This window comes from Streptosporangium sp. NPDC049248 (assembly GCF_040678965.1).
GTDB lineage: Bacteria > Actinomycetota > Actinomycetes > Streptosporangiales > Streptosporangiaceae > Streptosporangium > Streptosporangium fukuiense.
This window is the reverse complement of sequence record NZ_JBFAQY010000040.1, coordinates 1-24,001: the sequence shown is the minus strand read 5'-3', so window position 1 is coordinate 24,001 and position 24,001 is coordinate 1. Positions and strand designations below refer to the sequence as shown.

Annotated in this window: 18 protein-coding genes; 6 read left to right on the top strand and 12 right to left on the bottom strand. The window is 70.2% G+C overall.

What is annotated here, in order from left to right:
• The first annotated feature begins 9 nt into the window (after nt 1–9).
• A complete protein-coding gene (locus tag AB0K21_RS41055) occupies nt 10–291 on the top strand; it encodes a Dabb family protein (protein ID WP_343963063.1) in 282 nt (93 codons plus the stop codon).
• Nucleotides 292–364: 73 nt separating this feature from the next.
• On the top strand, nt 365–1,666 hold the full coding sequence (locus AB0K21_RS41050; protein WP_364157970.1) for an LLM class flavin-dependent oxidoreductase: 1,302 nt from the start codon (nt 365–367) through the stop codon (nt 1,664–1,666).
• A gap of 3 nt (nt 1,667–1,669) precedes the next feature.
• Here the strand turns inward: AB0K21_RS41050 and AB0K21_RS41045 are convergent, their stop codons facing one another.
• From AB0K21_RS41045 to AB0K21_RS41005, 9 genes are all read right to left on the bottom strand, one after another.
• The gene (locus AB0K21_RS41045) at nt 1,670–2,407 is read right to left on the bottom strand and encodes an ATP-binding cassette domain-containing protein (protein WP_343963060.1); all 738 of its coding nucleotides are present in this window, start codon (nt 2,405–2,407) and stop codon (nt 1,670–1,672) included.
• Nucleotides 2,400–3,314, bottom strand: a complete 915-nt coding sequence (locus tag AB0K21_RS41040; protein WP_364157965.1) for an ABC transporter ATP-binding protein — start codon at nt 3,312–3,314, stop codon at nt 2,400–2,402. Before AB0K21_RS41040 ends, AB0K21_RS41045 begins: the two co-directional genes overlap by 8 nt.
• Nucleotides 3,307–4,134 carry an ABC transporter permease gene (locus AB0K21_RS41035; RefSeq protein ID WP_343963058.1) on the bottom strand — a complete coding sequence of 276 codons (828 nt, stop codon included), beginning with the start codon at nt 4,132–4,134 and terminating at the stop codon, nt 3,307–3,309. The genes AB0K21_RS41040 and AB0K21_RS41035 overlap by 8 nt, the downstream gene beginning before the upstream one ends.
• Nucleotides 4,131–5,084 (bottom strand): ABC transporter permease, encoded by a 954-nt coding sequence (locus AB0K21_RS41030; RefSeq protein WP_343963057.1) that lies wholly within the window; start codon nt 5,082–5,084, stop codon nt 4,131–4,133. The genes AB0K21_RS41035 and AB0K21_RS41030 overlap by 4 nt, the downstream gene beginning before the upstream one ends.
• Nucleotides 5,081–6,607, bottom strand: coding sequence for an ABC transporter substrate-binding protein (locus AB0K21_RS41025; protein WP_343963056.1), 1,527 nt, complete (start codon nt 6,605–6,607; stop codon nt 5,081–5,083). The genes AB0K21_RS41030 and AB0K21_RS41025 overlap by 4 nt, the downstream gene beginning before the upstream one ends.
• A 308-nt stretch (nt 6,608–6,915) precedes the next feature.
• Nucleotides 6,916–8,349: an aldehyde dehydrogenase family protein gene (locus tag AB0K21_RS41020; RefSeq protein WP_343963055.1), complete on the bottom strand. Its 1,434-nt coding sequence runs from the start codon at nt 8,347–8,349 to the stop codon at nt 6,916–6,918.
• Between the two features lie 217 nt (nt 8,350–8,566).
• The gene (locus tag AB0K21_RS41015) at nt 8,567–10,006 is read right to left on the bottom strand and encodes an aldehyde dehydrogenase family protein (RefSeq protein WP_364157959.1); all 1,440 of its coding nucleotides are present in this window, start codon (nt 10,004–10,006) and stop codon (nt 8,567–8,569) included.
• Between the two features lie 38 nt (nt 10,007–10,044).
• Nucleotides 10,045–11,322 carry an acyl-CoA dehydrogenase family protein gene (locus tag AB0K21_RS41010; RefSeq protein ID WP_343978008.1) on the bottom strand — a complete coding sequence of 426 codons (1,278 nt, stop codon included), beginning with the start codon at nt 11,320–11,322 and terminating at the stop codon, nt 10,045–10,047.
• 40 nt (nt 11,323–11,362) lie between these two features.
• Nucleotides 11,363–12,652, bottom strand: a complete 1,290-nt coding sequence (locus tag AB0K21_RS41005; RefSeq protein ID WP_343978005.1) for a flavin reductase — start codon at nt 12,650–12,652, stop codon at nt 11,363–11,365.
• 187 nt (nt 12,653–12,839) lie between these two features.
• On the opposite strand from AB0K21_RS41005, the gene AB0K21_RS41000 reads away from it, so the two are divergent.
• Nucleotides 12,840–13,637: an IclR family transcriptional regulator gene (locus AB0K21_RS41000; RefSeq protein WP_364157954.1), complete on the top strand. Its 798-nt coding sequence runs from the start codon at nt 12,840–12,842 to the stop codon at nt 13,635–13,637.
• Nucleotides 13,638–13,730: 93 nt separating this feature from the next.
• Here the strand turns inward: AB0K21_RS41000 and AB0K21_RS40995 are convergent, their stop codons facing one another.
• The 3 genes from AB0K21_RS40995 to AB0K21_RS40985 form a co-directional block, all read right to left on the bottom strand.
• Nucleotides 13,731–14,438 (bottom strand): hypothetical protein, encoded by a 708-nt coding sequence (locus tag AB0K21_RS40995; protein WP_343977999.1) that lies wholly within the window; start codon nt 14,436–14,438, stop codon nt 13,731–13,733.
• Between the two features lie 173 nt (nt 14,439–14,611).
• Complete coding sequence (locus AB0K21_RS40990) at nt 14,612–15,595, bottom strand: hypothetical protein (RefSeq protein WP_343977996.1); 984 nt, start codon at nt 15,593–15,595, stop codon at nt 14,612–14,614.
• A gap of 464 nt (nt 15,596–16,059) precedes the next feature.
• Nucleotides 16,060–16,761, bottom strand: coding sequence for a CBS domain-containing protein (locus AB0K21_RS40985; protein WP_343977993.1), 702 nt, complete (start codon nt 16,759–16,761; stop codon nt 16,060–16,062).
• Nucleotides 16,762–16,925: 164 nt separating this feature from the next.
• Between AB0K21_RS40985 and AB0K21_RS40980 the strand changes: the two genes are divergently transcribed.
• The 3 genes from AB0K21_RS40980 to AB0K21_RS40970 form a co-directional block, all read left to right on the top strand.
• A complete protein-coding gene (locus AB0K21_RS40980) occupies nt 16,926–17,621 on the top strand; it encodes a GntR family transcriptional regulator (protein ID WP_364157949.1) in 696 nt (231 codons plus the stop codon).
• 28 nt (nt 17,622–17,649) lie between these two features.
• Complete coding sequence (locus AB0K21_RS40975; protein WP_364157946.1) at nt 17,650–18,657, top strand: 1-aminocyclopropane-1-carboxylate deaminase; 1,008 nt, start codon at nt 17,650–17,652, stop codon at nt 18,655–18,657.
• A 671-nt stretch (nt 18,658–19,328) separates the two neighbouring features.
• A partial coding sequence (locus tag AB0K21_RS40970; protein WP_364157943.1) for a choice-of-anchor X domain-containing protein occupies nt 19,329–24,001 on the top strand: 4,673 nt, incomplete at its 3' end.

Below are 24,001 nucleotides of genomic sequence, written 5' to 3'. Positions count from 1 at the left end.
GAGGCAATCGTGCTGACCCACGTGGTGCTGATGAAGTTCGCCGACCCGAGGGACGCGCCGAAGGCCGGGGAGCTGCTGGAAGGCATGGGAGGCCGGGTCGAGCAGATCCGGGATCTCGTCGTCGGCCTGGATGTGATCGGGTCGCCGGTCTCCTACCACCTGTGCCTGATCACGCGGCACGAGTCCGCCGAGGAACTGCGCGGATACCAGGAGCACCCGGCGCATCTCGAGGTGGCGGCCTGGCTCCACCCGAGGCTCGCAGCCCGTGCCGTGGTGGACCACGACTCGTGATCCAATCCTGCTAGTCTCCTTCCTCGAAACAAAGTTTCTCTATGAGAAACACCACGCGGGGCTGGAGGATGAGATGAGAAAGCTCCACTTGAACGCCTTCCTCATGGGGGTGGGTCACCACGAGGCCGCCTGGCGCACCTCGGGCGCGGACCCATCCAGAGTCACCGATATCCGGCACTACCAGGAGCTGGCCAGGACCGCCGAGCGGGGCAAACTCGACTCGGTGTTCCTGGCCGACTCCCTGTCCTTCTGGGGTGACATCAAGTACCACACCCTGGGCGGACTGGAACCGTTGACGATGCTGGCGGCGATGGCGGTGGTCACCGAGCACATCGGCCTGATCGCCACCATGTCCACCACCTACAACGAGCCGTTCAACGTGGCGCGCAAGTTCGCCTCGCTGGACCACATCAGCGGCGGCCGCGCCGGGTGGAACATCGTCACCTCGGCCAGCGAGTCGGAGGCGCGCAACTTCGGCGGGAGCCTTCCGCCGCACGCCGTCAGGTACGCCAGGGCCACCGAGTTCGTGGACGTGGTCACCAAGCTCTGGGACAGCTGGGAGGACGGCGCCGTCCTCGGCGACCAGGCGGAGGGCATCTACGCGGACAAGGAGAAGGTCCGCGCCGTCGAACACCAGGGAGAGCGGTTCAAGGTCAGCGGGCCGCTGAACATCCCCCGCTCGCCGCAGGGCCGGCCGCTGCTGGTCCAGGCCGGCTCCTCGGAGGACGGCAAGGAGTTCGCCGCCCGCTACGCCGATGCCGTCTTCACCGCGCAGCCGGTCATCTACTCGGCCCAGGCGTTCTACGCCGACTTCAAGAAGCGGGTCGTGAAGCACGGCAGGAACCCCGACGAGGTGGCGATCCTGCCGGGCCTGTCGGCCATCGTCGGTTCCACCGAGCGTGAGGCGGCACAGCTGCAGGAGGAGCTCGGGGCGCTGGTCGTTCCCGAGTCCACCGTCGCCACGATCTCCGAGATGCTCGGCGTGGACCTGACGGAGCACCCGCTCGACCAGCCGCTGCCCGACATCCCCGGGGTGGTCGAGGGCCAGCGGAGCCGGGCCGGGGTCATCGTCGACATGGCCCGGCGGGAGAACCTGTCGTTGGAACAGCTGATCCGCCGCCTGTCCGGCAACCGGGGGCACCGCGTGGTGGCGGGCACCCCCGAGCAGATCGCCGACCAGATCGAGGAATGGTTCGTCAAAGGCGCCGCCGACGGCTTCAACGTGATGCCCCCGACGCTGCCCGGCGGCCTGGACGACTTCGTCGACCACGTGGTGCCGGAACTGCAGCGCCGGGGCCTGTTCCGTACCGAGTACGAGGGCCGGACCCTTCGCGGGCACTACGGTCTCGCGCGCCCGGTCGTGGCACACGCGTAGCGGTCAGGTGCCGGGGACGGCCGCGACCAGTGCCCTGGTGTAGTCGTGCGAGGGCCGGCCGAGCACCTGCTCGGCCGGCCCTGTCTCGACCAGCCGGCCGGCGCGCATCACCGCGACCCGATGGGCGACGGCGCTCACCACGGCCAGGTCGTGCGAGATGAACAGGTAGCCCAGGCCGCGCTCCTCCTGCAGCCGGAGCAGCAGGTTGATGATCTGGGCCTGCACCGAGACGTCCAGGGCGGTGACCGGCTCGTCGAGCACCAGCAGGTCGGGGGAGAGGGCCAGCGCCCTCGCGATGCCCACCCGCTGCCGCTGCCCGCCGGAGAGCTGGTGCGGGTGGCGGTCGGCGAGTCCCGGGTCCAGGCCCACCTCCGCGAGCAGGCCGGGCACGTCCCCGCGCACGCCCTGCAGGCGCAGCGGCTCCCGCACGATCTCCCCGACCGTCCAGCGCGGATTCAGCGAGGTCGAGGGATCCTGGAAGACGAGCTGGAAACGGGATCGCAGCGGGCGCAGCCGCCGCCGTGACAGGGGGGCCAGCTCCACCCCGTCCAGGCGCACGCTCCCACCGGTGGGCTGCGTCAGCCGCGCGACGCACCGGGCCAGCGTCGACTTCCCGCAGCCGGACTCGCCCACGATCGCGAGCGTCTCGCCCCGGTCGACCTCGAACGTCACACCGTCCACCGCGTGCAGCGCGCCGTAGCTCTTGCGCAGGTTCGTGACGCGGAGCAGCGGTTCAGCCATCCTGCACCGCCCAGCAGGCCACGCCGCCGACGAGCGGCGGGGTCTCTTTCGCGCAGCGGTCGAGCGCGACGGGACAGCGGGGATGGAACGCGCAGCCGGGTGGTCGTGACTTCGGCGCGGGTGGATACCCGGGGATCACCGGCAGCGGCCCCCGGCCCGTGCCGACTCGCGGCCGGGACCGCATGAGCGCGGCGGAGTAGGGGTGGCGGGGCGCGCCGAGGACCTCCTCCACGGTTCCCGTCTCGACCAGGCGGCCGGCGTACATCACCGCGATCCGGTGTGCGGCCTCGGCGACGAGGCCGAGGTCGTGGCTGACGAGCACGGTCGCCGCTCCCGTCTCCCGCTGCGCGGTACGCAGCACCTGCATGACCTGCTCCTGGACCGTGACGTCCAGAGCGGTGGTGGGCTCGTCCGCGATCAGCAGCGACGGCCCGAGTGCGATGGCCATCGCGATCACGATCCGCTGCCGCTGCCCGCCGGAGAGTTCGTGCGGATACCTCCCGGCCCGCTCCGGGCCGAGGCCGACCTGCTCCAGCAGCTCCGCGGCCCGCCGCCGCGCCTCGCCGCGACTCACGCCGTGGATCCGCAGCACCTCCGAGATCTGCGTGCCGACCCGCATGAGCGGGTTGAGCGACGTCGCGGGGTCCTGGAAGACGAAGCCGATCCGGCGTCCCCTGAGCCGTTCGAGCCTGGCCTCGGTGAGCTCGGTGCCGTCCAGGACGGCCGTCCCCCCGGCGACCCTGGCGGGGCCGGACAGCAGACCGGCCACCGCGAGCATGGTCATCGTCTTGCCGGAGCCCGACTCGCCGACCATGCCGAGCACCTCGCCCGGCCGTACCTCGAAGGAGACGCCGTCCACGATCCGCACGCCGCCGGCGGTCACCACCAGGTCCTTCACCTCAAGCATGGTCGTCCATCCGAACATCGAGGGCGTCACGGAGTCCGTCGCCCAGCAGGTTGACCAGGAGCACGGTCAGGGTGAGCGCCAGTCCCGGCCACAGCGGGATCCACCAGGCCGTCTCCAGCAGTTCGCGCCCGTCGCTGAGGATCGTGCCCCAGGAGGGGGCGGGGGGACGCACGCCCAGACCGAGGAAGGACAGGCCGCCCTCGACGAGCACCATCGTGCCGACCACGAAGGTCCACATCACCAGGTTGGCACTGGCCACCGCGGGCAGCAGATGCCGGGTCAGCACGCTCAGGTGACCGGCGCCCGCACCGACCGAGGCGGCCACGTAGTCCTCTCCCCTGACCTGCTTGACGATCGTCCGGGTCACCCTGGCCGAGGTGACCCAGCCGGCCAGGGTGAGCAGTGTGACCAGGATCGGGGTCGAGGAGCCCACGACACCGATGGTCGCGATCGCCAGCACCAGGAAGGGAAAGGCGATCCACAGGTCGCCCAGGCCCATGATCAACCGGTCGATCCAGCCGCCGAGGTAGCCCGAGAGCAGCCCCACCACGATTCCCACCGCGCAGGCCAGGGTGCTGGCCGCGAAGCCCACCAGCAGCGAGGTCCGCCCGCCGACCAGGACGCGCGCCAGCAGATCGCGGCCGAGCTGGTCGGTGCCGAGGGGGTGGCCGGCCAGCGCGCCCTCCATCCAGAACGGCGGCGCCAGTTTGGCCGGCAGATCCTGCTCCAGCGCGTCCACGCCGAGCAGGAGCGGCCCGACCGCCACGGCGAGCGCGATCAGCACCAGTCCCGCCAACGCGATCCGCACCGACGGCCTCATCCGGCCGCCTCCCTTCTGACCCTGGGGTCGGCGAGCGCGCCGAGCACGTCGCCGACCGCGCTGACCGCGACCACCAGTACCGCCACCACGAACACCGTCGCCTGCACGATCGGGTAGTCCCGCTGAAAGATCGCGTCCACCAGTTGTTTGCCGATCCCGTCGTAGGCGTAGAGCTGTTCGACGATCACCGTGCTGGACAACAGGTAGGCGCTGTCGACCACGAGGAAGGCGAGCACCGGCGGGAAGGCGTTGGGCAGCGCGTGTCGCGCCAGCACGCGCAGGCGGCTGCCGCCCTTGGCCAGGACCGTCCGGATGAAGTCCTGCGAGAGCGCCTCCAGCAGGCCGGCCCTCACCAGCCGCACGACGCGGGCGACGGTGAAGGCGGCCAGGGTCAACGTCGGGAGCACCGAGTGCAGCGGGCTCTCCGATCCGTAGCTCGGCAGCCAGCCGAGCCAGAGCGCGAAGACCAGCAGGAGCAGCATGCCGAGCACGAAGTTCGGGACCGCCTGGGCGGCCGCCGCGCCCGCCGTGATCGCCCGGCCGGAAGGACGGCGGGCCCGGGCCGCGGCGAGCATGCCGAGCGGGACGCCGATCAGCAGCGCGAGCGCGAGCGTGGCACCGACGACCTGCAGGGTGAGCGGCAGCCGGACCAGCACCGCCGAGATGGCGGGCTCCCCCGTGTAGGCGGAGACGCCGAAGTCGAGCCGGGCGACATCGCCGAGGAACGCGCCGTACTGCGTCCACAGCGGCAGGTCCAGGCCGAGCTCGCGGCGGACCCGTTCGATGTCCTCCAGGGTGCCGCCGGGGCCCACGAGGACCGCGGCGGGATCACCGGACAGACGCAGCAGGAAGAAGAGCAGGGTCAGTACACCCAGCACCGTCACGGCGAGCCGGACCAGCCATACCGCGCCCGCGCGCAGCACGCGCGGGCCCGTACGGTCTGTCTTCATGCACCCTTCCTGGATTCGGCGAGCAGTACGTTGCCGTCGCTGTTGAGCGTCAGGTCGGACTTGGACGAGTGCACGTAGACCGTCTGCGGCCAGGCCAGGAAGACCACCCCGGCCTCGTCATGGAGCCGCTTGGCCATCGCCTTGATGATCGTCTCCCGCTTGGCCGGCTCCATCTCGGTCTGACTGCTCGCGAACAGCTTGATGTACTCCTCGTCCTCCACGTGCCGCTGCACACCCTTGGGCTGCGGGCCGAGGCGGTTGACGCCGGAGATGTCGTGCAGGTCGACGTAGTCGGTCTGCCAGTACAGCAGGGGGGTCTCGCTCTTCTTCAGCAGCGAGGTGATGAAGCTCGACAGGTCCTGGATGACCACCTCGCACTTGATCCCGACCTTGGCGAGGTAGCCGGCGGTGATCTCGGCCTGCTGCTTGAAGAGGGCGGTGGTGGCGATGTTCAGGGTCAGGCCCTCGGCGCCGGCCTCCTTGAGCAGGGCCCTGGCCCGCTCGGGGTCGTGCGGGAAGGCCTCCAGCGAGGGGTCGTGACCGAGGTAGCCGGGCTGGAGCAGCTGCCCGTTGGGCACCTCGCCGTAGCCCGACAGCCCGGAGGCGACGAACTCCTCCTTGTTGACGGCCAGGTTGAGCGCCAGCCGCACCCGCTTGTCGCGCAGCTTGGGCTCCACCTCGCCGATCATGCTCAGGATCGCGCAGGATCCGGCCGGGACGGGCTTCACGACGAACGAGCCGGCCAGCTCCGCCGCCACCGAGGGCGGCAGGCCGTAGGCGCCGTCGATCTCGCCGGTGCGCAGCGCGGTGGTCAGCGTGCCCGGGTCGGGGATGGAGACGATGCGGGCGGACTTGACGCTCTCGGACTTCCGCCAGGCGTCGGGGAACGCCTCCAGGTCGATGCTCTTGGCCGGGGCGTAGGCGGTGACCTTGAAGGGGCCGGTGCCCGAGGCGACGCTGCCCGGCTTCTCCTTGAAGATCGCCGGGTCGGTGATGGCCAGCCTGGCCAGCCGGTTCAGCAGGATGGGGTCAGGCTTGTCCGTCGTGATCCGCACGGTGTCCGGGCCGACCACCTCCGCGCCGGAGAGCGTGCCCATCTGCCCGACGCGGAAGGCGAACGCCGGGTCACCGGAGAGCAGCCGATCGACGTTGGCCTTGACCGCGGCGGCGTCGAAGGCGCCGCCGCGGTGGAACTTCACACCCTGGCGGAGCGTGAACTCCACCGTGAGCTCGTCGATCACGCGCCAGGCGGTGGCCAGAGCCGGTTCCAGCTTGCCGTCCGCGCCGAACGTGAGCAGCGGCTCGTAGACCTGGGCGCTGAAGGTGGCTCCCACATTGGAGAGCGCGGCGGCCGGGTCGAGGGAGTTGGTCAGGGCCGGGGAGGCGACGACGAGCGGCGCGCCGGCCGCTCCCGCCGCGGCCGTTCCCGTTCCGGCCGTCTTCGGCGTGGTCGCGCACCCGGTGGCGAGCGCCGCGGCAGCCAGCCCGCCCATCTGCAGGATCCTTCGGCGAGTGAGTTCCACGACGCCACCTTTCCTGTATCTCTATGAGATACGCCGTTACGATAGAGGAAACCTAGGAGGGGATTGGGAGATCGTCAAGGGGTGCGGCCCCGTGGCTGGGGGAGATCCCTGGGACTTCTCCCGCGGTGCGCTTCGAACATCCGCAACCTGTCATGACCTGTCATGGCCGGAGGTCGCGGAGGCCGTGCGGGCCGCGGGGAACGCGGGGAACGCGGGGAACGCGGAGACCGCTGGACGGCCGCGGCGCGGCGGGGGCATGCCCGCCGGGCCGCCCCGGGCGCTCGCGGCCTGTCTTCGGAAAGGTGTGGTCAGCCGGGGTAGGCGCCCGCGGCCATACCGCCTCCGCCGGGACGGAACGCGGCCGGGGCGTGGACGACCGTGGACTGGACGTACTCCAGCAGTCCCTCCTCGCCGTACTCGCGGCCGTAGCCGCTGCGCTTGACCCCGCCGAAGGGCGCGCGCAGCGACATGCCGGTGCGGTTGTGCGTGTTGACGAAGACGAACCCGGCCTCGAACCGGTCCGCCAGCGCGAAGGCGCGCTCCTCGTCGGCGGACCAGACGGAGGCGCCCAGGCCCAGCTCGCCCGCGTTGGCGCGGGCCAGGACCTCGTCCTCGTCGTCGTAGACGAGCAGCGGTACCGCCGGGCCGAACTGCTCGTCGGCCACCAGCGGCGCGTGATCGTCCAGGCCGATGACCAGCTGCGGAGTCACGAAATATCCTGATCCCGGGTCATGGCCGGGGGCGGATCGGCCCAGCGGCACCGCCCTCCCGCCTCCGACGGCCACCGAGGTCGCCACCAGCGCGCGGATCCGGGAGGCCGCGGTGGCCGAGATGACCGGCCCCATGGTGACCTCCGGATCCAGGGGGTCGCCGACCACCAGGACGCGTTCGGCCGCCGCGACGTACGCCTCGGTGAACTCCGCGCTCCGCGCCCGCGGTACGTACAGCCGCTTGGCCGCCATGCACACCTGCCCGCTGGTCGCGAACGAGGCCATGACCAGCCGCTCGTAGTCGGCGTCGGTCAGCGTGTAGTCCGGCAGGAAGACCGCCGGGTCGTTGCCGCCCAGCTCCAGCACCGAGGGGGTGATCATCGCCCCGGCCGTCGCGGCGATCTCCCGCCCGGCGGCCTCACCGCCGGTGAACGCCACCTTGCGGACGAGCCGGTGACCGACCAGCGCGCGGCCGGTCTCCGCGCCGCCGTGGATCACCCAGGCGGCGGGCAGCATGGCCGTGATCTCGGTGACGGTCAGCGGTGCCAGCGGGGCGGGCTTGAGCACGACCGTGTTGCCCGCCACCAGCGCGGGCCCCAGCTTGAGCATCGCCAGGATGATCGGGGCGTTCCACGGGGTCACGCAGCCCACCACCCCGTACGGCTTGCGCCGCACCACCAGCCGCCCGGCGTCGTCGTCGACCTCCAGGGAGGCCAGCGCCGCCGGGGCGCGGTCGCAGGCCCAGCGCAGGAAGGTGACGGCGAACCCGATCTCGCCGTGACAGTCGGCCAGCGGCTTGCCGGTCTCCCGGGCCAGCAGTGTCGCCAGCTCCTCCAGCCGGGCGGACACGGCGTCGGCGGCGTGCCGCAGGGTGGCGACCCGCTCCGCGACCGGGATCCGCGACCACTCGCGGAACGCGTCGTCGGCCCGGCGGACGACCTCGTCCACCCCGGTGGGGTCCGTGACCGGCACGCTTCCGACGAGCTCGTCGACGCGAGCCGGGTTCTCCCTGACGATCACGGTCTCACGCATCGGATCTCCCTACGCGGGCTCTTGTCCCGCGGTGGTACGGACGAGACGGGGGCCCGCCCCGGGCCCGTGACCGCACGGCGCCCCGCCCCCGGTCAGCGGGCGTCACGAGAGGAGATCAGGCCGGTGCGCGGCGGGCGCGCTCGCGCGGCCGTCAGCTCGGCCGGCGCGAGCGCCGTGGCAGGGCCCACCGGGCCTGTCCCGGCCGGCGGCACACTCCTCACGGTCGCCGTCTTCCGTGGAGGGCGAAGCCGCCCTCCACCCCGACGACTCTGGCGCCCGTGAAGAAACGGAGGGTCTCGTGGGTGCCCTCCTCGCCCAGGCCGGACAGGCCCCAGGCCGGGCGCGGGGTGGACAGGTGCAGGCTCATGACGCTGGAGCCGTTGACCTTCACCTCGCCGGCCCGGACACGCCGGGCGACCGTGAGGGCCCGCTCCTCGTCCGTTCCCACGACGTACCCCTCCAGCCCGTACGGCGTGGCGTTGGCCAGGCCGACCGCCTCGTCCACGGTGTCGTAGGGGACGACCGCCGCGGCGGGGCCGAAGATCTCGTCGGTGAGGTCGGTGCCGGTGATCAGTGTGGGGGCCAGGAAGTTGCCGTCCTCCGGTACGGTCCCGTACGACACGGCCCGGCCGCCCGCGGCGGCGATCGCGTCGCGGACCCGCCGCAGATGGACGGAGTGGATCAGCGGGCCGAAGTCCGTCTCCTCCTCCAGCGGGGGGCCGGCGCGCAGCGCGCGCAGCCGCTCGCCGACGGCCTCGACGAGCTCGCCGAGGCGGTCGCGGGGCACGATGAGGCGGCCCAGTGCCCGGCACCACTGGCCGTTGAGCGTGGTGAGCAGGTCGGCCGCGGCCCGGGCGGCGGTCTCGGTGTCGGCGTCGGGCAGGACCACCAGGGGGTTGTTGCCGCCGAGTTCCAGCTGGGCCGGGCGCAGGCCGGCGGCGCAGGCGGCGGCGACCGACCGGCCCCCGGCCAGGCCGCCGGTGAAGGAGACCGCGCGGACGCGCGGGTCGCCGACCAGCCGCTCGCCCGTCCGCGGGCCGCCCTGGACGAGCTGGAAGACACCCGGGGGGAGCGTCTCATGCAGGACCCGGGCGAGCAGCTGGGAGCCGTAGGGGGCGTATTCGCTCACCTTGAGGATCACCGGGCAGCCGGCGGCGAGCGCGCTGGCGGTCTTGTGCGCCGCCATCGGCGCGGGGGCGTTCCACGGCACCAGGCACAGGGCGGGGCCCAGGGGAAGCCGGTGCACCTCCACCGTGCGGCCGTCCTCACGGGTCTCGGTGCTGAGCAGCAGGCCCTCGCGCAGTTGTCCCGCGGCCAGCCGGAACGCGCCCCCGATGATCATTCCCAGCGGGGCGGTCTGGCGGATCGGCACGCCGGTGGCGAAGGACTCCAGGGCGACGATCGCCGGGATCCGCGCTTCGAGCGCGTCGGCGGCGGAGCCGAGGATCTCGGCCCGGCGTTCAGGCGAGGTCGCCGCCCAGGAGGCCGACGTGTTCTCGGCCGCGGTGAGCGCCGCGCCGACCCGGGCGGCGGAGGTGCCCACCGCCCGGGTCACCGGCTTGCCCGTCGCGGGGTCCTCCAGGTCGAAGCCCAGGTCGTCGGTACAGGTGGTCCAGGTGCCGTCGACCAGGTCCTGGACTTCGGGAATGTCGATCATGGATGCTCCAGGGCTGCTCTCGGGTGCGCCCGGTCGTGTCACGGACGGTCCGCGGTGGCGAACAGTTCGTTCTCCTTGGCCTGGGTGACCATCTGGGCGGCCTCAAGTTTGCCGCGTTCGGCGGGGAAGGTCATCACCAGCCCCATCGCGAGATCGCGCAGGGCGCGGCCGACCACGCCGCCCATCATCGCGCCGGAGGTGCCGGAGGCCTTGAACGCGCCGAGGGCGACCTGGAAGCACGCCTCGGTGACCGAGCCCTTGCCCATCCGCCACTGCCGGAACACCTCGGGCTTGGACCGCAGCGGCGGCTCGGCGGTCTCCAGTTGCAGCTGGCGGCGGAGCCACAGGTAGGCGGTCTCCAGGTTCACCGTCATGTCGCCGAACAGCACCTGGTGCATCGGGCTGGAGGCGATCGGCCGCCCGGTGTCGGCGAAGGTCTTCTTGGTGAGCTCCTCGACCACGACGTCGTAGACGTTCTGCGCGCACCCGGTGTAGGCGGCGGAGATGGCCAGCTGGTTGCCGACGAAGCTGCCCCGGCTCATCTGCAGCATCCGGGTGAACGCCCCGGGGATCGTCAGCGCCTCGTCGTCGGGGATGAACACGCCGTCGAGCCGGATGCCGTTGTTGGCCGTGGCCCGCATGCCCAGACCGTCCCACGGCGCGCGGGCGGAGACCCCCGGCGCGTCACGCGGCACGAAGAAGGTGACCAGGCCCTCGGCCGTGTCGTACCCCTCCAGCTTGGCGGTGGTCAGGTAGTAGTCGGCCACCCCGGTGGCGCAGCCGAAGGACTTCTCGCCTACCAGGACCCAGCCGCCCTCGGTACGGCGGGCGGTGGTGGCGATGGTGATGTTGGCGCCGGAGCTCTTGACCGACTCCGAGGCGAAGTTGGCCAGCCACGTCCCGGACGCCATCCGGGTCAGCACCTTCTCGGCGAAGGCCCGCACCACGGGGACCTCCTCATCGGTGAACAGGCCCGCCTCGATCGCCTCCAGCGGCAGCAGCCCCCGGGAGGCGCTGGTGTTGTGGAAGAAGTAGGCCAGTGCCGTGGACGGGCACGCCGTACCCATCGCGAAGGTGGCCGCGGCCAGGTCGCGCAGCGTGCCGCCGAGCCCGCCGTACTCCTCGGGAACCACCAGCCCGAGCAGCCCGGCCTCGCGCAACAGCGCAAGGTGCTCGATCGGGAACAGGCCGTCCTCGTCGGCCTTGGCCGCGGCGGCGCGCAGCGCGGGCAGCACCGCCTCGACCCGGGCGGCGCGGGCGCGCTCGGCATCGGTCATGTCGTCGACGAGACGTTCGCCGGTCAGCTTGTCGGTCACGTTGTGCCCCCTCAGGCAGGTGGAGTCGGGTGGTACGGGTTCAACTGACGAATCGGTAGGTGCGTCCGGGCAGGGGAGAACCCCAGGAGCTCTCCAGCTCGGTGGCGCCGGCGACCAGGGCGGTACGGTCGACGGAGCTGGCGACCTCCAGCTGGGAGGCCAGGAAGAGCACGTCCTCCCCGGGGAGTGAGCCGTCCACTCCGCCGAGCGTGGTGTCGAAGTGTCCTACCCCGCTCTTCATCGCGACCAGCGCGTTGACCATGCCGATCCCGTTCCGCTCTCGCAGGCGGACTCGCAGGACGGCGGACCGGGCCGAGGCGGAGGCGTCCCGCAGGAGTTCGCGCACCCGCAGCGGGGAGGCGGGGAGCCTGCCCTCCTCCAGCCCGATCTCGTCGCAGCCGAGGTCCGCCAGCCGTCCGACCGCGGACACGACGGCCTCCGCGCGATCCTCGGCGAAGGACTCGGTTATGTGCGCGACCGTCGTCAGACCCGCCCGCCGGGCGGCCTCCACGGTCGCGGCCGCGCTCTCCAGGGCCGGCGGGCCGGCGCCCGCACGTGCGGCGGAGGCGCTGTACTCCTCCGCCGAGACGACGAACTCGACCACCCCGGCACCCGCGCGAACGGCGGACTGGACCCGGGTGGGTTCCGCGATCAACGCGGAGGCCGTGACCGGGTCGAGGTCGTCGGCGGGAAGCGGATCGCCGTACGGGTCGAACAGCCGGACCCTGGTGCCCGCGGCGCGCAGCGCGCGGGAGATCCTGGCCAGCCGGGCCTCCTCGTAGCCGCGGGTGCGCAGGATCGACAGCAGGCCGGTGTCGGCGACGGCGACCTCGTCGGGAAGCGGGTCGGCGAGCTGGCCCCAGGCCCTGGAGTGGAACAGCACGGGAGCCACCCGCCGGGGCGTGTCCGCGGCCAGCACCTCGCCGACGAAGATCGTGTGATCGCCGCCCGGGTAGGCGTGCGCGACCCGGCAGTCGAGCCAGCCGATCGAGTCGGCGAGCACCGGGGAGCCGGTCACCCACGTGCCCCAGTGCGCGTCGGCGAACAGGCCGTCCGGCGCGGGCTCCTGCCCGGCGAACCGGCGGCCGAGCGCCGCCTGGTCCCTGCCGAGGATGCTCACGGCGAACGTTCCCCGTTCCTCGACCAGGCGGTGGGTCCGGCTGGTCTTCGCGAGACAGACCAGGACCATCGGCGGATCCACGCTGACGCTGGAGAACGAACTGGCCGTCATGCCGTGCCACTCGCCGCCGGCGGTGCCGGTCGTCACGATGACCACGCCGCTCGGCCACTGCGCCAGCACCGCGCGGAAGGAAACACCGTCAGTAGCCACTGCCCCTCGCTGTTTCACTGTTGGAAACGTTGTACCGCTGAAGGTAACGAGATTGCGTGGCCGGTGTCAACGCGGGGGTGACCGTGTTTCCAGGCGGAGCTGATCGTGTTTCCAATGGGGAAATCTCTCGCCGTAGAGTGGACTCCTGCGAAGAGGAGAGGAGGGCCGGGTGTCAGCGAGGACCAGCGTGAGACCGGCGGATGCTGCGGACGAGGGCGACGGCCAGAGCCGGTCGATCGCGGCGGTGGAACGCGCGATGGACGTGCTGCTGCTGTTCGGGCGCAGCAACCGTCCGGATCTGGGGGTGACCGAGATCGCCGCGGAGCTCGGCCTGACCAAGGCGGCCGTGCACCGTATCCTGACCGCGCTGCGCAGCCGCGAGCTCATCGCGGCCGACCCGGTCACCAGGCGCTACTCACTGGGGCACGCCGCGATCGCGCTCGGCCGGGCCTATCTGGCCCGCACCGACCTGCGCGCCATGGCGGGCCCCGAGCTGCGCGGGCTGGCGGCCCGCACGAAGGAGACCGCCACGCTGTCGGTACGGCGCGGTGACACCCGCCTCTACGTGGAGCAGGTGGTCCCCGAGCAGGAGTTGCGGATAGAGGTCTCGCTCGGCATCCCCTACCCGCTGCACGCCGGTGGTCCCTCCAAGGCCATCCTGGCGTTCCTGCGTGAGGAGGAGGTCGAGGGCTATCTGGGCCGGCACGGCCTGGAGGCGCTCACGGACAAGACGATCACCGATCCGGCCAAGCTCCACACCGAGCTGGCCGCGATCCGGCGCCGGGGTTACGCCACCTCCTACGGTGAGCGGCAGGAGGGCGCCACATCGATCGCCGCCCCCGTGTTCGACCATGGCGGCGGCGTGATCGCGGCGATCGGCGTGTCCGGGCCGAGCACCCGGTTCAAGTCACACCTGCAGGAGTCGGCGCCCCTGGTGGTCGAGGCCGCCGACCGTCTTTCGGCCCAGCTCGGTCACCGCCGCTGATTCGTCCGCGGCGGTGAGGTGCCCCGCCCCCCCGTGCCGGCCGGGTTCTCTCCCGGAGCCGTCACGGTGAGGCGGGGCGAGCGCGGGGCGCCCTCAGAGAAGCGCCCCCGGTTTGAACACGCCCGACACGGCCGCCGCGAGCACGCTGCCCCAGATCACCCAGACATAGGGCAGGCACCCGTCGACGGAGCCGCGCAACGTGCGCTCCACCTCCGGAGTCGATCCCGTGCTGACAAGGGTGCCGAAGGCGGGGCCGAAGGCGCGGAGTTTGAGCCGGATGCCCAGTCCGGCCGCGAGGGCCAGCGCGTAGAGCAGCAGCTTGGCCCCCAGCCATCGGGGGTTCGTGTCCACCCCGAACGGACGGTCGGCCAGCAGGGTGTAGCCCGCCGCCCCGACGATCGCGGCGACCAGCGCGATCCGGATCGCCCAGTCGGCCTGCCGTACCCGGGGGAATCGGCCGTGGGTGCGGTGGTCGGCCACGGTCAGCACCAGCCAGAGGGCGGCGAAGGCCCAGACGAGCAGGACCGACCAGAGCGGGAAGAGGCGCACGCCGAAGAGTTCGGCCCCGTGCGGTTCGAGCGCCATGAGCGTCACCCCGCTGGGCAGGAAGAGCACCAGGCAGATCTTCGGGCCGAGGTCCAGGCCGCTCATGATCTTCAGTGCGGTGGCGCGAGCGGCGGGGGTCAGTGCCGGATTCAGCACGGATCTGCTGGAGTAGAAGACGCCCAGGTCCCCGCCCAGCCAGAAGACGAACAGCACCAGGTGGAGCACGATCCACCAGCCGTGCGGATGAGGTCCCACTCAACACTCCCTTAATCGTCAAGTTTGGAAACGAAGTTACAGTGTCCGAAACACGATGGGAAAGGGGGGCGGGCCGGGGAGAGCCGGCCCCTTTCGAACGGGGCCCTTCGACGCACGGTGCCGCCGGACCGTTTCCGTCCGGCGGCACCGTTCATGTCTGGCGGATCCCGGTGTCAGGAGTTCGGGATGACCGCCGCGAGCGGCAGGCCGCCGCCGAGGACGACGTTGGCCTTGGTGCCGCACGTCGAGAGGTTGTCGGAGTCGGTGCAGTAGTGGGAGGCGGTGTACGAGCCGGTCGCGAGGTCCCGCGCCCAGGTCGAGGCGAAGTCCCGCAGCCAGGAGGTCTGCGTGGCGTTGGGGGAGCAGGTGGCGCCGAGGATGCCGATCGCGTCGGTGTTCTCGCCCTCGGAGTCGATGTGGCAGCTGCCGCCGGAGGGGATGCCCAGGGTGTACTTGGTCCATACGAGCTGGATGCCGACGAAGTTCGACCCGAGCGCCGCCAGCGCGCCGAAGGAGTTGTTGAACAGGTTGATGACGCTCGGCCGCGCCGCGATCTGGAGGACGGGGCGGGTGTTGCCGGCCGAGACGGCGAGGAGGTTCTCGGTGAAGCCCGAGGCGGCCACCGCGTCGAAGAGGATCGCGCCCTTCAGGTTCGAGTAGCCGTTGCCGGCCAGGCGGGCGCCGACGACGCTCGCGAAGTGGCCACCGGCCGAGTGCCCGCCGACGATGTACTTCACCGGCAGGGCCTTGCCGTTCGGCGGGGTGATCGCGCGAGAGCCGAGCAGGTCGCCGAGCTGGTTGCCCAGTGCGGGGTTGCCGTTGCTCATGTCGGCGTCCACGCAGAACACCATGACGCCCTTCTCGGCGATCGCCTTGCTGGTGTTGCGCAGATGCGAGCAGTTGCGGCTGAATCCGTGCTGGGCGAGCATCAGGGCCGTGGCGGTGCCGTTCGGCAGGTACCAGGTCAGGTTGTACGAGGTTCCCGCGATGGTCGTGGAGTCGGTGACACACGTGGTGGTGCTCGAGGAGTAGCCGCCGCACGCCGTGGCGGCCTGCGCGGCCGGGGCGGCCATGATCGTGGTCGTCAGGAGCACGCCGATCACGGCGGCGAACGCGGCCATGATCCTCCGGGGACGTCTGTTGACGTTGACCTTCACTTTTCTCCCTGTGTGCTCGGTGGGGGGTGGTACCGGCCCGGCGGGGCCGGCAGATCCGGCGATGCTCCCGAAACCCGGGATGACGCCGTCCGGCACGGTCGTGAACGCACCGGCCGGGGCGAGCGCGGGGTTAGATCACGCCTTGATCGATACGCGTCAAGAGGCACCCCTTCACGGGTTCCGGGCAGAGAAAATGGAAACACCGTTTCGCAAAAATGGAAACGTTGTTTCGCACAGTATGGCTTCAGGTCCGCGCGATGCAATGCCCGGAATCGCTTGATCTTCCGGGGAACGTTCCAGCTGTCGTCCGGGGCGTGGCTCGCCTCCCGGCGGGCCGGTGCGGGCGCGGAGAAGCCGCCCGCGCCGCTGGTCGGCGCGGGCGGCTTCTCCGTGCCCGCTGATGAGGAGGCAGGTTCCAGGCGCCGCCGACCCCGGTCGCCGGCGTGACGTCCGGGTGGGTACTCCTACCGGCCCTGCCACGCGGGGGTGTCGTCCTCGTCCCACTCCAGTTCGTCGATCAGGTCGACCACCCCGTGGACCCGCAGCGCCATCCGGGCCGCGATCAGCGCGTCACTGTGCCGTGCCATGTGACCGCTCAGCTTCGCGATGCCCTGCTTGACGGTGACCTTCACCTGGGAGGTGTCCACCCACAGGGAGTGATCGAGGACGTCCTCCCTGATCTCGCGGGCGATCTCGTCGTCCGTGCGCAGGAACACCTTGAGCAGGTCCTGGCGGCTGACGATGCCCTCCAGCCTGCCCTCACGGTCGACCACCGGCAGGCGTTTGACGCCGCGCTCGTCCATCAGTCGCATCGCCGACACCACCGGGGCGTTCGGGGTGATGGTGACGGCGGGCGCGGTCATCAGCTCGGCCGCGGTGTCGCCCCGGGCCTTCTCCTGGGCGGAACGCCCCTCCCGGCTGAGCCGGTACCGCAGCCGGGCGCGCAGCGGCGGCCGGTAGCCCTCGCGGTAGTACTGCTCCTTGAACTCCTCCTTGGCCAGCAGGTCCGCCTCCGAGACGACGCCGAGGACGTGGTTCTCGGCGTCGACGACCGGCACCGCGCTCACCCCGTGGGCGATGAGCACCTCGGCGACGTCCTTGAACGGCGTGCTGCCGTTGACCGACGCGACAGCTCGCGTCATGACCTCGTTCACCTTCACGCGCATCGTTTCCTCCTCGAAGGGGGAAGGCCTCTCCTCCATTGGACAGCGGGACGCGTCCCGGGGTGAGGGTCGGAAGTCCTTCATCGGTGGTCTTTCGGTCCTGGTGAGGCGCGTCCGGCGTTCGGGGCCGATTGACAATACGCAAAGTGTGATGTGCAATATTTTGCATGCCGGTCCCGAAGAACCAAGGTCTCGTCGCCAGGTCCCTGCTGCGGGAGGACGCCTACCGCGCCCTCCGCGACGCGATCGTCGACGGCACCCTCGCGCCCGGCGAACGTCTCAACGACGCCGATCTGATCAGCTGGCTGGGCATCAGCCGCACGCCGATCCGCGAGGCACTGGCCCGTCTCGAACAGGCAGGTCTCGTGCAGACGAAACCGGGCCGGTTCACCATCGTCAGCCCGCTGGACGACAGGGAGACCCGCAACGCCCAGTCCGTCGCCGCGGCCATGCACGAACTGGCCGTACGCGAAGCGGTGCCGGTGCTGTCGGGCGAGGAACTCGACCTGATGCGTCAGGCCAACGAGCGGTTCGCGGTGGCGCTGCGGCGCGGTGACGTCGACGGGGCGCTGGCCGCCGACGACGATTTCCACCAGGTCGCCGTCACGGCGTGCGCGAACAACGTGGTCAGGTCGGTGCTCGAGCAGGTCACCCCCGCGCTGCGCCGGGTCGAGCGGCTGCGCTTCTCCTCGCTCACCGGCCGGGGATCCGTGGAGATGCACGACGAGATCATCGCGCTGTGCGCGGCCGGGGACGCCGACGGCGCCGCGCTGGCCGCGCGGGCCAACTGGCAGACCCTCGCACCCCTGCTGGACTCGGCGACCGGGGACGCGGCCGGCGGCGCGTGGGGACTTTCAAGCTGAATCGCCCCGGAAACCCAAGGAGTACGACATGTCCCTCGCGGACTTTCCCCGCTATCCCCTGCTGTTCGGGCCGAGCCCGGTGCACCCGCTCGACCGGCTCACCGCGCACCTGGGCGGAGCGCGTATCTGGGCCAAGCGGGAGGACTGCAACAGCGGTCTCGCCTTCGGCGGCAACAAGACCCGCAAGCTGGAATACCTGATCCCCGAGGCACTCGCCCAGGGCGCCGACACCCTGGTCTCCATCGGCGGCGTGCAGTCCAACCACACCCGGCAGGTCGCGGCGGTCGCGGCCAAGCTGGGGCTGAAGGCCCTGCTGGTCCAGGAGAGCTGGGTCGACTGGCCCGACTCGGTCAACGACCGGGTCGGTAACATCCTGCTCTCCCGGATCATGGGTGCCGAGGTGCGGCTGGTCGACGAGGGGTTCGACATCGGCTTCAGGGACAGCTGGGAGCAGGCTCTCGCGGAGGTGCGCCAGGCGGGTGGCGTGCCCTACGCGATCCCGGCGGGGGCCTCCGACCATCGCCTCGGCGGCCTCGGCTTCGCCAACTGGGCCTACGAGGTCCAGCAGCAGGAGCGGGAGCTCGGCGTGTTCTTCGACACGATCATCGTCTGCAGCGTCACCGGTTCCACCCACGCCGGGATGATCGCCGGGTTCGCCGGCCAGGACCGTCCCCGCCGGGTGATCGGCATCGACGCCTCCGCCAAGATCGAGGCGACCCGGGCGCAGGTGGAGAGGATCGCCCGCAACACCGCCGAGCTGATCGGTCTCGGGCGTCACCTGCGGGAGGACGAGATCACCGTGCTGGAGGGCTGGGCCGGTGACCTCTACGGCATCCCGGTCTCCTCGACGCTGGAGGCGATGCGGCTCACCGGCAGCCTGGAAGGAATGATCATCGACCCGGTGTACGAGGGCAAGTCCATGGCCGGGCTCATCGACCTGGTCGGCAGCGGTGAGATCGGCCCGGACTCCAACGTGCTCTACGCCCACCTGGGCGGGCAGCCCGCCGTCAACGCCTACAGCGCGCTCTTCCGCTGACCCCCGCGTCCCCGCCCGCATCGCCACCGCCCAGCTCAACCAGCGGGCCAAACCTTGGGGCTGGGGACGCCCACCAGCGGTCACCGGACAGCTACGTCGCCGGTTTAGCCACTGCCTTTGAGGAACGTAGCACCGGGCGTCCTCGCAGAGATCCAAGGCATGGATCAGCTCACGCGCGAAGTCGTGCGCGCTGATGGGTCCGTTCGGCTCGCCTGTCTCCGGGTCGAAGGTGCGGAGTGTGAAGCTCTCTCGATCGACCACGGCGGTGCCGCATGCCTTCGACAAGCTCGCTGCAATCGAGGCCAAGCGGCCCACAAGCGCGACCGGTCACGATCGGTGACCGACATTCCCCAGTCGTGCTCGGAGGGCACGGCCATAGTCATGGAGTCACTCCTTTGCGCTGGTTATCAAATCGTGCCTCCGCTCAGCGGATCACACTTCCCCTGATAGCCGCGCTGGTCGGCTCCCTCGTCATACCCTTACCCGCGCTGGCGGCGTCCGGCTCAGCATCATCTCGGGGCGAGAAAGTGGCGGCCGCGGAGTCCGGAGTCAAGCTTATCGATCTCGGCTCCCTCGAGGGCAATAGTGCCTACCTTAACAGCATCAACAACAAAGGCCAGGTCGCTGGGGCGATCGGGAACGTTAATTATCCCAGTAGGCCTCCTAAAGCCGTGTTGTTTTCCGATGGATCCGTCACGGATATTCACGGGAGCCTCAGCGGCGACATCGGCGCGAGTATCGCCTGGGACGTCAACGACGACGGCGCGGTGGTTGTCACCACCGGCGACACGACGCGCTCCTTTCTCTTCAAAGACGGCAAAGCAACTCCCCTGGACGGGCGGGGACTGGCTATCAATGACCGCGGTCAAATCGCGGGCATGGGCTGGATACGCGATGCCGACGGTTCTCTATTGAAGCTCCAAGCGTTCAAGGATCAGTACTTTGAGCCTAGCTCGCTGAATAATTCCGGTTCGGTCGTCGGTTTCGCCGACATAGACCCTGGTCCGCTCATCGGTTTTTCCGCCTTCCGCACCAAGCCCGGCGAGCCCCTCAACATGAGCCGAGACCTTCTGAAGTTCGCCGGTACCGACACCCGGGCCACCGGCGTCAATGACGAGGGCCAGGTCTCCGGCTACGGGAAGGACGGTGGCGTTGACATCCCCATCATCTGGGATGGAGGCGGCAGGGCCGTGGAGCAGACGACCCCTTTCGGCGGCAGGGTGGAGGCGATCAACAACTCCGGCATTGGCGCGGGAATGATGTACGCCTCTAACGGCGGGCCACGAGCCGCTATATATGTGAACGGTCACGGAACCGACCTGACCGACCCGGTTCGAGCGGCGGGCTGGGACGTGAACCTCAGGTATGCCACCGGTATCAACGACCTCGGCCAGGTCGCCGTTGTCGGCCGGTACGACTCGTCGCTTGAGGACCACGCCTTCTTGCTCGACCTGGGACTCACTCCGCCCACCATCAAGTCGCTCAAACTTGAGACGCGGCTGTACCCCTTGAAGGAGTGGGTGCCGGTGCCGGAGAACGGGACGGTCGACGGCAACGAGGTCCGCATCACCGTCGAGACCGTCAACCGCACCGACCAGCCCGCGTCCGCGCAGCTGCAGCTGGTCGAGGACGTGTCCGCTAAGACCCTGCCCGGGGGGAGGATCGACCTGATTTTCGCCCCGAACGAGACCATCACGAGGCAGGTGGTCTGGGACACCGCAGGCTTCGCCTGGCACAAGGGCCGAGCGCGTTCGGAGCGCGCCATGACCGCGCAGCTCTTCACCGGCGGTGATCGAAGCGTCAGCAGAACCGAGCCGATCATCGTCCGGCCGAAGCCGGCGGTTCTGGTGCACGGCTTCAAGAGCGACGCCGAAGAAACATGGGGCGACTACGCGTCTATCCTGGCGTCCGCTCACCCGGGACTGAAGAAATATGCGGTCGACACACTCGAAACCGGTAATGTGTGGCTCCCTTTCAAGGGGACCCTGAACCTCCTTGATAACGCCAAGGAAGTCGCAGATTACGTCGAGGAGGTGCGCGAAAAGGAGGGCGCGAACCATGTCGACCTCATCGGCCATGGCATGGGCGGCCTGATCGCCCGGGGATACATCTTTACCCTGATGCCGAAGTCGTGGGACGGCAAGCCGGCGGTGAATCGCATGCTCCAGATGGGCACACCGAACAGGGGAACTCCCTGTGCGGACATGATCATCGCCGGTTTGGGCAAAGTGAACGCCCCTATGTCCTACTGGCCGGCCCTGCTCGAAACGAGCGAGCATTACGCCAAAACAGTCCTCAACAAGTACGTCACCGACCTGAAGGGTGTGACGGCTTCCAATCTCGTGGGCGTGGGCAACGGCGTATACTGCACCGGGTTTGATGAAGACGGTGACGTCACCTTACCGACCGAAGACGGTGACTCATACGTTCCGGAATCGAGCGCGAAGTTCACATATACCGATATCCCCTACACCCTGACTAGTCACTCGAAGATGCCGGCGAACTCCCTCTCCTACATTCAGACACGGCTTGCGTCGGTGCTGGCTAGCACCAGCAATCCGGGTGGTGTGGAGTTCGGGCCGAATATGCGGCCGGACGCGAAGTCGGCTGAGGACGTCGCCGGGGAGCGTGATGAGGGCACCGCACTCGCGACCGCAGCCGAAGGCGATGGCGATGCCGTCGTCAACGCTGCCTCGACGTTCGCGACGCCTACGGTGACGGTGGCGCCGGGTGAGACGGTGAGCGTGCCGCTGGATGTTCCCTCGGGCACGGGGTTCGGTGTCACCGGGGCGTTGCCGGCGACGGTGGGGATGCTGTTGCGTGATCCCTCAGGCAAGCCGGCCGCGTCGTACGCCGGTGGTGGTGACGCCGCCAAGCAGCCCATCCAGGGGTTGAGGGTCGCCAAGCCGCAGGCCGGGGCCTGGAAGCTGGAGCTTACCAACACGGGCACCGAGCCGGTCACGGCCGGTGTGGTGGCCTGGGTCGCGGGTAACCCGGTGAAGGTGGCGGTCAAGGTCCGGCAGCCGTCAGAGGATGGCCGGGTGAAGGTGTCGGCCACCGTGACCGATGACGGGCGGCCGGTGACCGGGGCGCCGGTGAAGGCCGTCCTGCTCGCGGAGGACGCCACCCGTGTTGAGCTGACGTTGAGCGATGACGGGGCCGGCGGGGACGGTTCGGCCGGTGACGGCGTGTACGGCGGCACGTCTGAGCCGTTGGCTGACGGCGTGTATGCGGTCACTGTGAAGGCCGACACGGCCAAGGGCGTGCGGGACGCGCTTGATGTCATCGAGGTCAAGCAGCCGGACACCCGGGAGTTCGCGTTGACGTTATCGGCCGGGCCGGGTGGTTCGGTGGCGGCGTCGCCGGCGCAGGAGGTCTATCGGCCCGGTACCACGGTGACGGTGACCGCGACCCCCGAGGCCGGGCGTGTTCCGATCGGGTGGGTGGTCGATGGTCAGGAGCGGGGCGCGGGTGCGCTGACGCTGGTCATGAACGAGGCGCACACGGTGGAGGCACGGTTCGGCACCTACAAGGTGACCGAGATCGGCACGCTGCCCGGCGGGGACGCCTCGAGGACCTACGTGGAGACGCTGAACGACCGCGGTCAGGTCGCGGCCACGGTGACCAAGGACGGCAAGGCGCACGCGGTGCGCTGGCAGGACGGGCAGGTGACCGAGCTGGGGGGTCCGGCCTGCACCGACGGCTCCAGCAGTACCGACAGGTGCGGGGCCGGCGCCTTGGGCATCAACCAGGCTGGGGATGTGTCCGGCTGGGCGGTGGCGTCGGTGAACGGCCGCAACTCCCGGCACGCCGTTATCTGGCGCAACGACGGGTCGGTGACCGATCTGCAGCCGGGCAACAGTGCGACGAACACGGTGAGCGCCGCCATCGCGGTGAACGACAACGGCCAGGTGTTCGGTGATGCGGGTGTGCGCAGGTACGTGATATGGGACCGGGGGGCCGCGGTTGCGTTGCCTTCCGAGTACGCTGAGGGCCTCGGCTACGACGACGACCCGTACTCCAACCACCTCCCGCGTATCAACGGCCGCGGTGCGGTCACGGGCGGCTACGCGATTGGCCGGGACGCCGCTGGTCTCCCCCGGGACTCGGGTCCGGCGGTCTACACCGATGGTGTGCTGACCAAACTCGCGGGCACGGTGAAGGGGTGTGCGGCGACGGCCGGCCAAACCTCCGACATCAACAACGCCGGTCTGGTGGTCGGCACCCTGCGGTGCGGCCGCGACGAGGGCAAAACGATCAAGCGCGCCCATGTGTGGAAGGACGGCAAGCCGACCGATCTGGGTGTGGGTGAGGCGGCCGCGGTCAACGACAACGGTGTGATCGTCGGTTTCGAGCAGGAGCCTTATCTCGGCTGGCATAAGCAGCCGATGATGTGGGTGGACGGCACGAAGTACCCGCTGGCGGGTGTGCTGTCTCGGCCGTTGTGCCCGCAGGACGCCCTGAAGACGATCCAGCCGTGCATGGGCGTGAGGAAGGTACAGGACATCAACTCCTCAGGCCAGATCCTGGTGCAGGGCTACGTGCGCGACCGCTCGCCGGACAGCGAAGGCTTCCCCGAGCGGGACCGGTCGTTCCTGCTGACCCCGACCACGGCGCAAGCTGATCTGGAGGTCAGCGCCGCGGTGTCGGCCACCGAGCCGGGCCCGGGGGCGAAGGTGACCTGGACGGCCACGGTGACCAACACCGGTGAGGACACCGCCACCGATGTCCGGCTGGATGTGTTCACCCCCCCGGGCGTCACCGGCGCGGCCTGTGACACCTGGCGGGGCAAGTGCACGCCGATCAAGGGCGGGTTCCGCAACACGGTCAAGGTCTTGGAGAAGGGCTGGAGCGCCACCGTCGAGGTGAGTGCGACCATCCCGGCCGGCACCGCCGACGGCACCGAGTTCAAGACCCACGCGATGGCGGACAGCCTGGCCGTGTCCGACCCCAAGATCACAAACAATGGGGTGGAGGTCACCTCCACGGTTCGTCCGTTGTTGAGTACCACCGGGATCGTCTGGCCGGAGCCGGTGCAGGTCGGTCAGGTCAGCTACGCGAGTACGGTGACGTTGACCAACCGGCTCAACGATCCGATCCCGTTGAGGGTGATCGCGGCCGGCGGGCCGTTCACCCAAACCAACGACTGCCCGGTGGAGCTGGCGGTGGGTAAGGCGTGCACGGTGCAGGTCAGGTTCGCTCCCACCGTGGAAGGCCCGGCCGGCGGTGCGCTGACGTTCACCACCGCCGAGGGCGCCGAGGCGGCGTTCACCGTGTCGTTGACGGGTCAGGGCGCCAAAGCCGGCGGCACGCCGGTGCTCCAGGTGCCGGCCGCGCCGGTGCG

What these genes read in the sequence shown, in the direction of transcription:
- AB0K21_RS41050 (WP_364157970.1), top strand. Translation starts at nt 365, where the DNA reads ATGAGAAAGCTCCACTTGAACGCCTTCCTCATGGGGGTGGGTCACCAC.
- AB0K21_RS41045 (WP_343963060.1), bottom strand. Translation starts at nt 2,407, where the DNA reads ATGGCTGAACCGCTGCTCCGCGTCACGAACCTGCGCAAGAGCTACGGC.
- AB0K21_RS41040 (WP_364157965.1), bottom strand. Translation starts at nt 3,314, where the DNA reads ATGCTTGAGGTGAAGGACCTGGTGGTGACCGCCGGCGGCGTGCGGATC.
- AB0K21_RS41035 (WP_343963058.1), bottom strand. Translation starts at nt 4,134, where the DNA reads ATGAGGCCGTCGGTGCGGATCGCGTTGGCGGGACTGGTGCTGATCGCG.
- AB0K21_RS41030 (WP_343963057.1), bottom strand. Translation starts at nt 5,084, where the DNA reads ATGAAGACAGACCGTACGGGCCCGCGCGTGCTGCGCGCGGGCGCGGTA.
- AB0K21_RS41020 (WP_343963055.1), bottom strand. Translation starts at nt 8,349, where the DNA reads ATGCGTGAGACCGTGATCGTCAGGGAGAACCCGGCTCGCGTCGACGAG.
- AB0K21_RS41015 (WP_364157959.1), bottom strand. Translation starts at nt 10,006, where the DNA reads ATGATCGACATTCCCGAAGTCCAGGACCTGGTCGACGGCACCTGGACC.
- AB0K21_RS40985 (WP_343977993.1), bottom strand. Translation starts at nt 16,761, where the DNA reads ATGCGCGTGAAGGTGAACGAGGTCATGACGCGAGCTGTCGCGTCGGTC.
- AB0K21_RS40980 (WP_364157949.1), top strand. Translation starts at nt 16,926, where the DNA reads ATGCCGGTCCCGAAGAACCAAGGTCTCGTCGCCAGGTCCCTGCTGCGG.
- AB0K21_RS40975 (WP_364157946.1), top strand. Translation starts at nt 17,650, where the DNA reads ATGTCCCTCGCGGACTTTCCCCGCTATCCCCTGCTGTTCGGGCCGAGC.